Annotated in this window: 16 protein-coding genes; 7 read left to right on the top strand and 9 right to left on the bottom strand. The window is 65.8% G+C overall.

Annotated features, from left to right (window positions below; all coding sequences use genetic code 11):
• Positions 1–14: 14 nt before the first annotated feature.
• Together ACZYVJ_RS15870 and ACZYVJ_RS15865 are read right to left on the bottom strand one after the other, a co-directional pair.
• Positions 15–1,130: a fatty acid desaturase family protein gene (locus ACZYVJ_RS15870; RefSeq protein WP_463831895.1), complete on the bottom strand. Its 1,116-nt coding sequence runs from the start codon at positions 1,128–1,130 to the stop codon at positions 15–17.
• A 40-nt stretch (positions 1,131–1,170) separates the two neighbouring features.
• Complete coding sequence (locus ACZYVJ_RS15865; protein ID WP_463831894.1) at positions 1,171–2,274, bottom strand: ferredoxin reductase; 1,104 nt, start codon at positions 2,272–2,274, stop codon at positions 1,171–1,173.
• Positions 2,275–2,344: 70 nt separating this feature from the next.
• Here ACZYVJ_RS15865 and ACZYVJ_RS15860 point away from each other — a divergent pair, with 70 nt between their 5' ends.
• The gene (locus tag ACZYVJ_RS15860; RefSeq protein WP_463831893.1) at positions 2,345–3,019 is read left to right on the top strand and encodes a TetR family transcriptional regulator; all 675 of its coding nucleotides are present in this window, start codon (positions 2,345–2,347) and stop codon (positions 3,017–3,019) included.
• Positions 3,020–3,053: 34 nt separating this feature from the next.
• On the opposite strand, the gene ACZYVJ_RS15855 is transcribed toward ACZYVJ_RS15860, so the two are convergent.
• Together ACZYVJ_RS15855 and ACZYVJ_RS15850 are read right to left on the bottom strand one after the other, a co-directional pair.
• Positions 3,054–3,407: a hypothetical protein gene (locus tag ACZYVJ_RS15855; RefSeq protein ID WP_221044980.1), complete on the bottom strand. Its 354-nt coding sequence runs from the start codon at positions 3,405–3,407 to the stop codon at positions 3,054–3,056.
• 65 nt (positions 3,408–3,472) lie between these two features.
• Positions 3,473–4,078 carry a GNAT family N-acetyltransferase gene (locus ACZYVJ_RS15850; protein WP_463831892.1) on the bottom strand — a complete coding sequence of 202 codons (606 nt, stop codon included), beginning with the start codon at positions 4,076–4,078 and terminating at the stop codon, positions 3,473–3,475.
• A 51-nt stretch (positions 4,079–4,129) separates the two neighbouring features.
• Between ACZYVJ_RS15850 and ACZYVJ_RS15845 the strand changes: the two genes are divergently transcribed.
• Together ACZYVJ_RS15845 and ACZYVJ_RS15840 are read left to right on the top strand one after the other, a co-directional pair.
• Positions 4,130–5,224 carry a F420-dependent hydroxymycolic acid dehydrogenase gene (locus ACZYVJ_RS15845; RefSeq protein ID WP_463831891.1) on the top strand — a complete coding sequence of 365 codons (1,095 nt, stop codon included), beginning with the start codon at positions 4,130–4,132 and terminating at the stop codon, positions 5,222–5,224.
• Between the two features lie 86 nt (positions 5,225–5,310).
• The gene (locus ACZYVJ_RS15840; RefSeq protein WP_463831890.1) at positions 5,311–5,889 is read left to right on the top strand and encodes a hemerythrin domain-containing protein; all 579 of its coding nucleotides are present in this window, start codon (positions 5,311–5,313) and stop codon (positions 5,887–5,889) included.
• A gap of 56 nt (positions 5,890–5,945) precedes the next feature.
• On the opposite strand, the gene ACZYVJ_RS15835 is transcribed toward ACZYVJ_RS15840, so the two are convergent.
• Positions 5,946–6,845: a manganese catalase family protein gene (locus ACZYVJ_RS15835; protein ID WP_463831889.1), complete on the bottom strand. Its 900-nt coding sequence runs from the start codon at positions 6,843–6,845 to the stop codon at positions 5,946–5,948.
• A 162-nt stretch (positions 6,846–7,007) separates the two neighbouring features.
• On the opposite strand from ACZYVJ_RS15835, the gene ACZYVJ_RS15830 reads away from it, so the two are divergent.
• Together ACZYVJ_RS15830 and ACZYVJ_RS15825 are read left to right on the top strand one after the other, a co-directional pair.
• Positions 7,008–7,709: an ANTAR domain-containing protein gene (locus tag ACZYVJ_RS15830; RefSeq protein WP_463831888.1), complete on the top strand. Its 702-nt coding sequence runs from the start codon at positions 7,008–7,010 to the stop codon at positions 7,707–7,709.
• Between the two features lie 96 nt (positions 7,710–7,805).
• The gene (locus ACZYVJ_RS15825) at positions 7,806–9,098 is read left to right on the top strand and encodes an acyl-CoA dehydrogenase family protein (RefSeq protein WP_463833013.1); all 1,293 of its coding nucleotides are present in this window, start codon (positions 7,806–7,808) and stop codon (positions 9,096–9,098) included.
• A gap of 10 nt (positions 9,099–9,108) precedes the next feature.
• Here the strand turns inward: ACZYVJ_RS15825 and ACZYVJ_RS15820 are convergent, their stop codons facing one another.
• The gene (locus ACZYVJ_RS15820) at positions 9,109–9,564 is read right to left on the bottom strand and encodes a MaoC family dehydratase (protein WP_463831887.1); all 456 of its coding nucleotides are present in this window, start codon (positions 9,562–9,564) and stop codon (positions 9,109–9,111) included.
• Between the two features lie 149 nt (positions 9,565–9,713).
• On the opposite strand from ACZYVJ_RS15820, the gene ACZYVJ_RS15815 reads away from it, so the two are divergent.
• Positions 9,714–9,887, top strand: a complete 174-nt coding sequence (locus tag ACZYVJ_RS15815) for a hypothetical protein (RefSeq protein WP_463831886.1) — start codon at positions 9,714–9,716, stop codon at positions 9,885–9,887.
• A 23-nt stretch (positions 9,888–9,910) separates the two neighbouring features.
• Here the strand turns inward: ACZYVJ_RS15815 and ACZYVJ_RS15810 are convergent, their stop codons facing one another.
• Genes ACZYVJ_RS15810 through ACZYVJ_RS15800 form a run of 3 tightly spaced genes read right to left on the bottom strand, consistent with a single transcriptional unit; the run spans position 9,911 to position 11,319 of the window.
• Positions 9,911–10,312 (bottom strand): DUF302 domain-containing protein, encoded by a 402-nt coding sequence (locus tag ACZYVJ_RS15810; RefSeq protein WP_463831885.1) that lies wholly within the window; start codon positions 10,310–10,312, stop codon positions 9,911–9,913.
• A gap of 50 nt (positions 10,313–10,362) precedes the next feature.
• Positions 10,363–10,977, bottom strand: coding sequence for a mycothiol-dependent nitroreductase Rv2466c family protein (locus ACZYVJ_RS15805; RefSeq protein WP_463831884.1), 615 nt, complete (start codon positions 10,975–10,977; stop codon positions 10,363–10,365).
• 33 nt (positions 10,978–11,010) lie between these two features.
• A complete protein-coding gene (locus tag ACZYVJ_RS15800; RefSeq protein WP_463831883.1) occupies positions 11,011–11,319 on the bottom strand; it encodes a metal-sensitive transcriptional regulator in 309 nt (102 codons plus the stop codon).
• 86 nt (positions 11,320–11,405) lie between these two features.
• Between ACZYVJ_RS15800 and ACZYVJ_RS15795 the strand changes: the two genes are divergently transcribed.
• Positions 11,406–11,903, top strand: coding sequence for a metallophosphoesterase family protein (locus ACZYVJ_RS15795; protein ID WP_463831882.1), 498 nt, complete (start codon positions 11,406–11,408; stop codon positions 11,901–11,903).
• The last annotated feature ends 55 nt before the right edge of the window (positions 11,904–11,958 follow it).

Here is an 11,958-nt window from a genome sequence, read left to right as displayed (position 1 = left end):
CCGCACCGCGTGGATTACGCGGCGACCGGCTCGGGCTCGGGGGACTTCTCGGTGCCGGCCTTCTGCACCAAGGAGTCCGGGAAGGTCAGCCGGACGATCTTGCGGACGACGGTGCCGAACTGACGCAGCAGCGGGCCGCGGTTATACGGGATGCCGTAGCGTTCGCAGATCTCCTGCACCTCGGCCGCGATATCGGAGTAGCGGCGGGCCGGCATGTCGGGGAACAGGTGGTGCTCGATCTGGTGCGACAGGTTGCCGGAGAGCAGGTGAAAGAGCTTGCCGCCGGTAAGGTTTGCCGAGCCGAGCACCTGGCGGAAGTACCACATCCCGCGCGACTCGTCCTTGGTCTCCTCGACGGTGAATTCCTGTGTGCCGTCCGGGAAGTGGCCGCAGAAGATGATCATGTACGACCAGACGTTGCGCATCAGGTTGGCGGTGAGGTTACCGGCGAAGACGAACGGCGCGACGGGCCCGGCCAGCAGCGGGAAGGCGACGTAGTCCTTGAGGGTCTGCCGGCGGGTCTTCTTCCAGATCGCCCGAAGGACTTCGCGCTTGTCCTCGAGCCGGATTTCACCGGAGCGGATGCGCTCGGTTTCCAGCTCGTGCAGCGCGACGCCGTACTGGAACAACACCATCAGGAGGAACGCGTAGATCGGGTTGCCGAGGAAGTATGGCTGCCACCGCTGGTCCTCGCTCATCCGCAGAATTCCGTAACCGATGTCGCGGTCCATCCCCACGATGTTGGTGTGGGTGTGGTGCATGTAGTTGTGCGAGTGCCGCCATTGATCGGCCGGGCACGCCGTGTCCCACTCGAAGGTGCGACCGGAGATCGCCGGGTCGCGCATCCAATCGTACTGGCCGTGCATGATGTTGTGGCCGATCTCCATGTTGTCCAGGATTTTCGACAGGCCCAGCATGGTCGTGCCGGCCAGCCATGCCGGCGGCAGGAACCCGGCGAACAGCAGCGCCCGGCCACCGACTTCCAGCGCACGCTGCGCCTTGATGACGCGTCGGATGTAGTCGGCGTCCTGTTCGCCGAGTTCTGCCATCACGCGTTCCTTGATGGCGTCGAGTTCGCGGCCGAATGCGTCGGCCTGTTCGCGTGTCAGAGAGATTTTGTCGTTCGACATTGCTTGTCCTCCAAGCGTTTCGATGATCTGTGATGATCTATTACAGCGACAGGTCCACGTCACCGACCGGAACGGACACGCAGATCTGCACGTCCTCATCGGGAGCGGTGGAGACCGCACCGGTGACCAGGTTGCGCACGGTGCCGGCGGTTTTGCGCCGCGTGCAGGTGTGGCAGATGCCCATCCGGCATCCGTTTTCGGGCGTCAATCCCGCGGATTCGGCCTGCTCCAGCAGCGACCGCCCGTCGTCGACGATGTCAACTCCGCTGTCGGCGAACGTGACTCGTCCGCCCGACGGATTCGCCGGCGCATCGAAGACCGGCGGCACGAAGCTCTCGGTGTAGACGTTGTCGCAGTGCGAGCGGACGGCCTCGACCAGAGGTGTTGGCCCGCAGACGAATACCGCATCGGGTGACGACATCGCGGCGGCCAGGTGTTCCGGGCCGAACCGCCCGACGAGGTCGCCGTCCTCGGATCTGGTATAGCCGTGCAACACCCGCACCGAGGCCATCGCGGCCAGCTCGTTGCGGTAGCACGCCTCGGCGGGCGTGCGGGCGTAGTGGATGAATGCGATCTCCCCCGGATGGCCCTGGGCGATCAGAGTGCGCGCCATCGACAGCACGGGGGTGATCCCGCTACCCCCGGAAATGAAGAGGATGCGCTGCGGGCTTTGCGGTCCGCGCGCCGGCAACGTGAAGTCGCCGCCGGTGCCCGCCAGACCGACCACCATGCCGCGATGGACGTGTTCGTACAGGTAGTTCGAGACCAGGCCGCCCTCGTGCCGGCCGATGGTCAACTCGAGGCCGGCCGTCCCTTCGGCATTGGCGGGCGAATAGCAGCGGGTGTGCCGGCGGCCGTCGATCTCCACGGCGAGGTTGACGTACTGCCCGGCTTTGAGGGTGTGAGTGGACAGGAAGGTGTCGTTGGGGGTCAGGGTCAGGGTGACGCTGCGCGGGGTGTGCCGGCGCACGTCCGTCACTTTGGCGCGGGCTTCGCCCAGCGTCCAGGTCGGCGCCACCAATTCGGTGTAACGGTCGACGCCGTGCGGGCCGGTCAGCAGATCAAGGAGCTCTGAACCCAACACGCGCTGCCGAAGGGTCCGCGCGAGGACTCGGCCAGAAGTTTGAGCGGTTTGAGTGAACATATGTACACCGTGCGGCCGCTACCGCCGTGCAGTCAAGGGTTTAGTGCCTGGCTGTGGTAGGGTTCACATAGTGAACAGCCGTACTCCTAGCTCACGGGGTCGGGGCTCTGGGCGCGAGCGTGCGCGCGAAAACCAGTCGCGCGAGGAGCGCAAGGAGGCGACGCGCCGGGCCATCATCGCCGCGGCACTCAAGCTCTTGCAGGACCGCAGCTTTTCCAGCCTGAGCCTGCGCGAGGTGACCCGCGAGGTCGGGATCGTGCCGGCGGCGTTCTACCGGCACTTTGAATCGATGGAGGCCCTCGGCCTGGTCTTGATCGACGAGTCCTTCCGGAGCCTGCGCGACACCCTGCGTGATGCGCGTGCCGGCAAGCTCGACCCGAACCGGGTGATCGAGTCCTCCGTCGAGATCCTGGTCGCCAGCGTCGCCGACAGGCGCGAACACTGGCGGCTCATCGGCCGCGAGCGCAACAGCGGGTTGTCGGTGCTGCGCTACGCCATTCGCACCGAGATCCGGCTGATCACCTCCGAACTGGCCACCGACCTGGCGCGATTCCCGGGGCTGAACAAGTGGACCACCGAGGATCTCAACGTGCTGGCGACCCTGTTCGTCAACGCGATGATCGTGATCGCGGAGGCCATCGAGGATTCGCAGAGCATCGAGGCGACCGAAGACATCCGCCGGCTCGCGGTCAAGCAACTGAGGATGATCGCGACCGGCATCGCCGGCTGGCGCAGCACACCCTGAGTGCGTCGGCTGCAGTAAACAGCCGAGCACTGACTTACTCGTCGACGACCTCGTACAGGGAGTCGCCGTCCTCGGGGGTGCCGTCGATCTGGCCCCGATGGGCGCGCCGCGGTTTGTCGTCGACCGGCTCGATGGCATCTGGAACGTCGGGCTCCTCGGCCGCCAACCGCGCATCGAGGGATTCGCCCTCACGTTCCTCCCTGGCCGTCATGCCGAACCGGTCAGCCTCGCTCCAGCCCTCGGGCGGGTCGACGACGATGTCCCCGTCGTCGTTGCGCAGTTCGTCCGAGTCGGTGCCTTCGCTCGGGTTCAGGGTGTCGCCCGGGCCGCCCTCTTCGGGGAAGTCCGCGGGATCCACCAGCTCGTCCGCCTGGGGGTTATCGCTCATGCCGAAACGGTTGCCCGCCTCATCGAGGGGTTAAACGCGGAGCAGAGCGCCGTTGCGTCTGCGCACTAGCGCGGCGGACGCCACATGGCCCACAGAGTCGGACCATCGTCCGGCAGGGCGATCTCCCGGGTCACCGTGAAGCCGAATCGCTGGTAGTAGGGCACGTTTTCGGGCTTGCTCGACTCGAGATAGGCCGGGCTGTACTCGGCGTCGCAGCGGTCCAGCCGCGACCGCATCAACGCCTGACCGAATCCCTTGCCGCGGACGTCCGGATCGCTGCCGATCACGGCCAGATACCAGTGCGGTTCGGCGGGGTGCACGCTCTTCATCAACTCCTGGATCGCGCGTCCGCGCATCGAGCGCAGGCCGAACACCCGGAGGAACGTCGGCGTCATCGCCAGCTGCGCACGGGATGTCTCCTGCCACTGGTCGGGCGGATCCCACAGCGCCGCAGCGCCGATACCCGCGTCCGCGCCCGCCACCTCCACGCCCCCGCGGGCCAGGTGGTGGTGTCGCGTCATCGTCGCGAACAGGCGGGACAGGTGCGCCGTCCGCTTGTCCGGATCGGGAATCAACCAGATCATTACCGGATCGTCGTAGAACGCGCGCGCCAGCGTGCGTGACAGCGCGCGGACATCGGCTTTGACTGCCGGTCGGACCTGCGGCCTCATCCGCAACACGCTAGTGCGTGTGAGGCCCGGTCGGACGGGTATGCCGATCCGGTGACCGGCATCTCGCGGCGAGCGTTCGGGCGGGTGGCCGCCGGCGCGGGCATGCTCGGGTCCGTCGGGGTCGCCGACGGATGCGCGAAACCGGCAGGCGACCAGGGCAAGTCCAGCGGTCCGCCACCGGCGGGCAAGGGCGTGGGATTCGTGCTCTCCCATGAACAATTCCGCACCGATCGGCTGGTCGCACAGGCTCAGGCGGCCGAACAAGCGGGCTTTCAATACGTGTGGGCCAGCGATCACATCCAGCCATGGCAGGACAACGAAGGCCATGCGATGTTTCCCTGGCTGACGCTGGCGTTGGTGGGCAGCGGCACCAGCCATGTTTCGTTCGGCACCGGGGTGACGTGTCCGACCTACAGATACCACCCAGCTACCGTCGCCCAGGCGTTCGCCTCCCTGGCGATCCTCAACCCGGGCAGGGTGTTTCTGGGGGTCGGTACCGGCGAGCGCCTCAACGAACAGGCCACCACCAACGTCTACGGCACCTACGCCGAGCGCCACGACCGGCTGGCCGAGGCGATCGACCTGATCCGCCAACTCTGGAGCGGCACGCGAATCTCGTTCTCCGGACGGTATTTCCAAACGAATTCGTTGAAGCTCTACGACGTCCCGGCACCGCCCCCACAGATCTTCGTGGCCGCCGGGGGACCGAAGAGCGCGAAGCTCGCCGGACAGCGGGGCGACGGCTGGATCACCCAGGCCCGCGATGTGACGGACGCAAAGTTATTGGCGGCCTTCGCTGCCGGCGCACAAGCCGCGGGCCGTGACGCGGCCACACTGGGCAAGCGCGCCGAACTGTTCGCGGTCGTCGGCGACAACGCCGAGGCCACTCGGGCCGCCACCCTGTGGCGTTTCACGGCCGGGGCCGTCGATCAGCCCAATCCTGTCGAGATCCAGCGCGCGGCCGACTCCAACCCTATCGACAGGGTGCTGGCCGGCTGGACCGTCGGTACCGACCCGGCTCCGCATATCGACGCCGTGCAACGGGTCCTGGACGCCGGCGCCGTCCCGTTCCTGCACTTCCCCCAAGACGATCCCGTCGTCGCCATCGAGTTCTACCGCGCCAACGTCTTACCGAAATTGCACTGAACCGACCTCGGCCGCCTACCGTTTCGCCGCCGTCACCCCGGGTATCCGCACGCAACTTCTAAACAGCCCCGACTGGAAGGCACGGCATGGACGCGATCACTTTTCTTCGTCAGGACCATAAAAGTGTGCTCGGCTTGCTGGAGACGCTCGACGGCGCACCCTCGGGCCCCGGTGCGCAGGCGAGTGGCCTGGAAACCATGGTGAACAACCTCATCATCGCCGAGTCGCAGCACGAAGCGATCGAGGAGCAGTACTTCTGGCCCGCGGTGCGCGACGCGATCGGTGACGGACTCGTCGACACGGCGCTCGAGCAGGAACAGGCGGGAAAGAAGCTGCTGCAACGCCTCGAGGACGGTAAGCCGGGTGATCCCGATTACCACGAAGCGTTGCAGGAATTCGTCAAGGCGGCCCGCGAACACATCGCCTACGAACAGAACGAGGTCTGGCCACAGGTCGAAACGGTGGTCAGCCGTGAGGATTTGGAGAAAATCGGCCAGAAGTTGGAGGCCGGGAAGAAGATGGCCCCGACCCGGCCGCACCCTGACACCCCGCCGAACCCCGCGGTGCTGAAGACGGTGGGGATGGGTGCGGCGGTGGTCGACCATCTGCGCGACGCGGTAACCGGCCGCGGCGAGGACAACCCGCCGGATCCCCAGATGCACTGACGCCGGTTGGAGGCCGGGCGCCGGCTATTTCGGCGCCCGGCCTATTCCGGCTCCAGTTACCCTGTGGGAACGTGCTGTTCGTGGGTGAACGGCTTCTCGGCGTTGACGGCCGGTGAGCCCTGCGGGTTCTCCTTGGCGCCGGTGTTCTTGCGGGTGGCGCCGCCCAGCCATTGTTCTTCGGGCTTTTCGACGTACTCCCATTCCATGCCCTCTGGCCAGGGCCCCTGGCCTTGGTTCCACGGGCCGCGGATCGACTCGCCGCCACCGTTGGACATGTTGAATGCCACGTTCTGGAAGCGCGGGTCACCCGGCAACTGTCCGGGCGGGAAGTTCACCGGCAGCTCGTTGAGCGCGGCGCTGAATTGCTGATAGTGCGCCACCTCGCGCGTCATCAGGAACGTCAGGGTGTCCTGCACGCCGGGGTCGTCGGTGAACTGCTTGAGGTATTCATAGACGACCTTGGCGCGCGATTCCGCCGCGACGTTGTTGCGCAGGTCCACGGTCGGGTCACCGTTGGCGTCGATGTAGGCGCCGGTCCAGTTGTTTCCGCCGGAGTCCTTCACGTCCGGCCCACCGCCACTGAGCACCAGGAACAGCGGGTTGACCGACACCGAGTGGATGAGGCCGTCCCGACCGCCGCCGTTGGACGCCACCGCCGGCATCCAGTCACATTTCTCGTTGGCGATCTTGAGGTTGTCGTTGAGCCCGTCGAGCAACATCGTGATCATCGACCCAACCATCTCGAGGTGGCTCAGCTCCTCGGTCGCGATATCCATGAACAGGTCGTACATCTTCGGATTCTTTTGCCGCAGCACGAAAGCCTGCGTAAAGTACTGCAGCGCGGCGGTCAGCTCGCCGTTGGCGCCACCGAACTGTTCCATCAGCAGCGACGCGAAGCGCGGATCGGGGCGATCAACCCGCACCTCGAATTGAAGATCTTTGTTGTGCACGAACACTGGGGCCTCCCTGGGGATCGAGATCGGGCTGTCGACGGCGGATACCCGGGGCCTTTTGCACCAAACTCGCGAGGCGGGGAGTTTTTTAAACGTGCGACTTATACGCCGATCTGGGCCGTGCGGGTTACGAGTAACAGGCAGATCATGCAGAATCGGGGTGCTATGGACGTTTTAGACCCGGGTTCCCAGCACGAGCTGGCCGTGCGGATGGCCGAGCTCGCCCGCGGGATCGCCGCGCCGCGCCGCCTGGAGCAGGTGTTGGCCGAGGTGACCACTATGGCCGTCGAGGTGATTCCGGGAGCCCACATCGCGGGCGTGCTGCTGGTGAAAAAGGGCGGCGAGTTCGAATCGCTGGGCGACACCGACGGCCTGGCCGCGCAGCTCGACAAGTTGCAGCACGACTTCGGCGAGGGCCCATGCGCCGAGGCCGCCCTGCAGGAGACCATTGTGCGCAGCGACGACCTGCGTAGCGAGCCGCGCTGGCCCAAGTACGCGCCCGCGGCCGTAGAGCTCGGTGTGCTCAGCAGCATGTCGTTCAAGCTGTACACCGCGGAACGTACCGCCGGCGCCCTGAACTTATTCAGCCGCCAAGCCAACGTGTGGGATGCCGAAGCCGAGACCATCGGATCGGTGTTCGCGGCGCACGCAGCCGCGGCGATCCTGGCCGGAAGTCATGCCGAGCAACTGTATTCGGCGGTCTCGACTCGGGACCGTATAGGTCAGGCCAAAGGCATCATCATGGAACGCTTCGGCGTGGACGATGTGCGGGCCTTCGACTTGCTCCGGATGCTCTCGCAGGAGAACCAGATGAAACTGGTCGACATCGCCCAACGGATCATCGACACCCGCGGCGAGCACGAATAGGTCCTTGCCGGAACCGGGGTGATCGCCCCGCTCTAGGATGGGATGGCTTCATCAACGAGTCCGGCGCGGCGTTGCGCCGGGGATTGGTCGGCCACCGTGTGGGACTTCGAAACGGACCCCGAATACCAGGCAAAGCTGGACTGGGTCGAAAAATTCATGACCGAAGAGCTGGAACCGCTCGACCTGGTCGCCCTCGATCCCTATGACAAGCAGAACCCCGAGATGATGGCCATCCTGCGGCCGCTACAGCAACAGGTGAAGGACCAAGGGCTTTGGGCCGCGCACCTGCGCCCGGAGCTCGGCGGCCAGGGTTTCGGCCAGGTCAAGCTCGCACTGCTCAACGAGATCCTCGGGCGTTCCCGTTGGGCGCCTTCGGTGTTCGGCTGCCAGGCACCGGACTCGGGCAACGCCGAGATCCTCGCGCTATTCGGCACCGACGAACAGAAGGCCCGCTACCTGCAGCCGTTGCTCGATGGCGAGATCACCTCGTGCTACTCGATGACCGAACCGCAGGGTGGTTCGGACCCTGGCATGTTCGTGACGAGCGCGACCCGCGACGGTGACGACTGGGTCATCAACGGGGAGAAGTGGTTCTCCAGCAACGCCAGGCACGCGTCGTTCTTCATCGTCATGGCGGTGACCAAGCCCGACGCCCGCACGTACGAGAAGATGTCGCTCTTTATCGTTCCGGGCGAGACGCCGGGGATCGAGATCATCCGCAATGTCGGGGTGGGAGGCGAGTCGAAGCACGGTTCGCATGGATACGTCCGTTACGACGACGTCCGGGTGCCGGCCGATCACGTGCTCGGCGGCGAGGGCGCGGCGTTCATGATCGCCCAGACCCGCCTCGGCGGCGGCCGCATCCACCACGCGATGCGCACGATCGCGCTGGCGCGCAAGGCGTTTGACATGATGTGCGAACGCGCCGTGTCACGCAAGACCAGGCATGGCCACCTCGCCGACTTCCAGATGACGCAGGAGAAGATCGCCGACAGCTGGATTCAGATCGAGCAGTTCCGGCTGCTGGTGCTGCGTACCGCCTGGCTGATCGACAAGCACCACGACTATCAGAAGGTGCGCCGCGACATCGCGGCTGTGAAAGTGGCGATGCCCCAGGTGCTGCACGACGTCGCGCAGCGCGCCCTGCACCTGCACGGCGCGCTCGGCGTCTCCGACGAGATGCCGTTCGTCAAGATGCTGGTGGCCGCGGAGTCGCTTGGCATCGCCGACGGCGCTACCGAGCTGCACAAGATGACGGTCGCCCGCCGGACCCTGCGTGAATACGAGCCGGTGACAACGCCTTTCCCGTCCGCCCATATCCCGACCCGGCGTGCCGAAGCGCAGGCGCGACTGGCCGAGCGGCTGGAACACGCGGTCGCCGAGTTCTAGGGACTAGGCGTCAGGCGACGAAACGAACCACGCTTTCGGCCACACACGCCGGCTTGGCCGAACCGTCGATCTCGACGGTGGTTGTAATCGTCGCCTGCACGGCGCCGTTGCCCACATCGTCGACGCTGACCAACGAACTCTGCGCACGCACCCGGGAGCCGACCGGGACCGGCGCGGGGAAGCGAACCTTGTTGAGGCCGTAGTTGATTGCGAGCTTGATGCCGTTGACGGTGTAGATCTGGTGCTGCAGCTGCGGCAGCAACGCCAAGGTCATGAAACCGTGGGCGATGGTCTTGCCGAACGGACCTGACGCGGCCCGCTCCGGGTCGACGTGGATCCACTGGTGATCGCCGGTCGCATCGGCGAACAGGTTGACGTCTTGCTGGGTGATGGTGACCCAGTCGCTGTGCCCGAGGGCTTCGCCCGCAGCGGCGGCGAGTTCGGTGACTGATTCGAAGGTGCGCATTGGCGTGTTCTCCTTGGTTCGGCTGCTAACAATAGCGCCGGGCATCCGCGCCCCAGCCATCCGGCCGATGCGCAGCAGGTGCGCCCGTTTCGCGCGGGCTGTTAGGGGAATCCCCCGGGGACGCTGCCACTACAGATAAGGAAGCCATCATGCCAGATCACCAGGGCCACAAAGCCGAGGAAGATGTGGACGCTGAGACGCATCAGACTCAGTCCCGCGCCGCCGCGGGTGAGGAAGACGGCTCGTATGTGGGGGCTGCCGGTTCGGATGACTCGTTTGATGCCGGTGAGTCGGGAGCCGAGGCCCGCAGCCAAGAGGGCTAGCGGCTGCCGTGCGCGGGGCGCGCTTATCCGAGCGCGCCAATAGCGGCTTGCAGCTTGGCGGTGGCCTGGTCGGCCACCTCCTGCAGAGCCGTCTGATCGCCCGTCACCTTGACCATGAGTTGGGGATCCATCGCTTCGACCAGAACCGCATCGGCATCGCCGGCGGGGTCGGAGCGCACCACCACGTTGCACGGCAACAACTGGCCGATCTGGCGGTGGATGCCCAGTGCGCGATGCGCGAGCGTCGGGTTGCAGGCACCCAGGATGACGTAGTTCTCCATGTCTTCGCCGAGTTTCTGCTTCAGCGTGGCTTTTACGTCGATCGTGGTCAGCACGCCAAAACCCTGGTCCGCCAACGCTTTCGTGGTCCGATCCACCGCATCCTCGAACGAGGTGTGCAGCGTGGTGCTCAATGACGATGTCATCTGTTTCTCATTTCGGGTGAGAACTACCGGGGTATCGCCCCGGCGGCGGGCTAGGCCGCGGTACGCGGCCGTTGCAGCTGGGCGAATTGCGGGGTTTTGGCCAAAGTGGCAACCGCATCGAACACAGCGGTCGCGGCTTGCGCATCCGGCAGCGCGGTCAGGACCGGCCCGAAAAATGTGTATTCGCCGATCCGCAGTATCGGGCTGCCCCCGGTTTCACCCAGCGCGCCTTGTCCCGCCCGATGTTGCTGCCGGACGGACTCGTCCAACGATTCGTCCGATACCGCCTCCGCCGTGGCGCCACGGGCCCCGGCCGCCATCAAGACCTGCGCGACGAGGTCGGCATCGACGGGTTCGGAGCGATCGAAGTACCGCTCGCCAAAGGCGAAATACGCGGCGGCCAATCCCGCGACGCCGTGCTCGCGCGCGACGGCGGCCATCAGCCGACCGATCTGTTGCGAATCGCGCATCCGGGCCTGCTGTGGAGGCGATAGTTCGCGTCCCTCGTTGAGGATCGCCAGGCTCATCAGTTGCCACTCGAGGGTCAATCCCGTCCGCTCAGCGACGGCGCGCAGCCACCGTGCGGTGTTCCACGAGAACGGACATACCGGGTCCAGCCACAGCGTCACCTTCGGTGCGGTGGAATCACTTTCGGTGGGGGGCATCGATCCTCTCCCCTTTCTCATCGGCCCGGAACTTCAGGCCAAGCTCAAAAACAGTTTCTCCAGCTCATCGGTGGAGACGGCCGGCTGATCCTCCGATCGCGTGATGCAGTCACGCAGACCCGAGGCGATGATCTTGAACCCGGCGCGGTCCAGGGCCTTCGACACCGCGGCCAACTGGGTGACTACGTCCTTGCAGCTGCGACCCTGCTCGATCATCGAGATGACGCCCCCGAGCTGACCGTGTGCCCGCCGTAACCGGCTGAGGACGGCATCGATGTCGCCGGGGCTGTGCCCGACGACGTCTGCGTTGCGTGATGCGGTGCCGTTGCCTTCGATAGCCATACTCCTGTTATACCATACCCCGTAGGGTATACGGTCGCCGCCAGACGGCGGTCAACGCAGGAGCCCGATTAGCGCAAGATGTGGGTGTGAGGCTGCTGCTGATTGCCGACACCCACATCCCAAAACGGGCCCACGACCTGCCCGCGGCGGTCTGGGACGAGGTGGCCGAGGCCGACGTCGTCGTCCACGCCGGCGACTGGATCGCGCCGGAATTCTTCGACGGGCTCGAAGCCAGGGCGGCCCGGCTGGTCGGCTGCTGGGGAAACAACGACGGCCCGGCCTTACGGGCGCGGCTGCCTGAACGCGCGGACGTGACGCTGGCGGGGGTGCGGTTCACCGTCGTGCACGAGACCGGCGCCGCGACGGGACGCGACGCGCGGATGTCACGGCTCTACCCCGACAGCCAGGTGCTGGTGTTCGGGCACAGTCACATCCCGTGGGACAGCACCACCGGAACGGGGTTGCGACTGCTCAATCCCGGGTCACCGACGGATCGTCGCCGCCAACCGTTCTGCACCTACATGACCGCACGCGTCCACGACGGCGCGTTGACCGACGTCGAGCTGCATCGCCTGCCCAGGTAACGGGTACATACCTGCTACATAGCTTCCACACATAGATAGCTCGGCTACAGAGGTA

The sequence above is a fragment of the Mycobacterium sp. IDUB_3 genome, assembly GCF_055419585.1.
This window is presented reverse-complemented; position numbering and strand designations above follow the sequence as displayed.

Coding starts and splice junctions, on each gene's coding strand:
- ACZYVJ_RS15870 (WP_463831895.1), bottom strand. CDS start 1,130: ATGTCGAACGACAAAATCTCTCTGACACGCGAACAGGCCGACGCATTC.
- ACZYVJ_RS15865 (WP_463831894.1), bottom strand. CDS start 2,274: ATGTTCACTCAAACCGCTCAAACTTCTGGCCGAGTCCTCGCGCGGACC.
- ACZYVJ_RS15855 (WP_221044980.1), bottom strand. CDS start 3,407: ATGAGCGATAACCCCCAGGCGGACGAGCTGGTGGATCCCGCGGACTTC.
- ACZYVJ_RS15850 (WP_463831892.1), bottom strand. CDS start 4,078: ATGAGGCCGCAGGTCCGACCGGCAGTCAAAGCCGATGTCCGCGCGCTG.
- ACZYVJ_RS15840 (WP_463831890.1), top strand. CDS start 5,311: ATGGACGCGATCACTTTTCTTCGTCAGGACCATAAAAGTGTGCTCGGC.
- ACZYVJ_RS15830 (WP_463831888.1), top strand. CDS start 7,008: ATGGACGTTTTAGACCCGGGTTCCCAGCACGAGCTGGCCGTGCGGATG.
- ACZYVJ_RS15820 (WP_463831887.1), bottom strand. CDS start 9,564: ATGCGCACCTTCGAATCAGTCACCGAACTCGCCGCCGCTGCGGGCGAA.
- ACZYVJ_RS15815 (WP_463831886.1), top strand. CDS start 9,714: ATGCCAGATCACCAGGGCCACAAAGCCGAGGAAGATGTGGACGCTGAG.
- ACZYVJ_RS15810 (WP_463831885.1), bottom strand. CDS start 10,312: ATGACATCGTCATTGAGCACCACGCTGCACACCTCGTTCGAGGATGCG.
- ACZYVJ_RS15805 (WP_463831884.1), bottom strand. CDS start 10,977: ATGCCCCCCACCGAAAGTGATTCCACCGCACCGAAGGTGACGCTGTGG.
- ACZYVJ_RS15800 (WP_463831883.1), bottom strand. CDS start 11,319: ATGGCTATCGAAGGCAACGGCACCGCATCACGCAACGCAGACGTCGTC.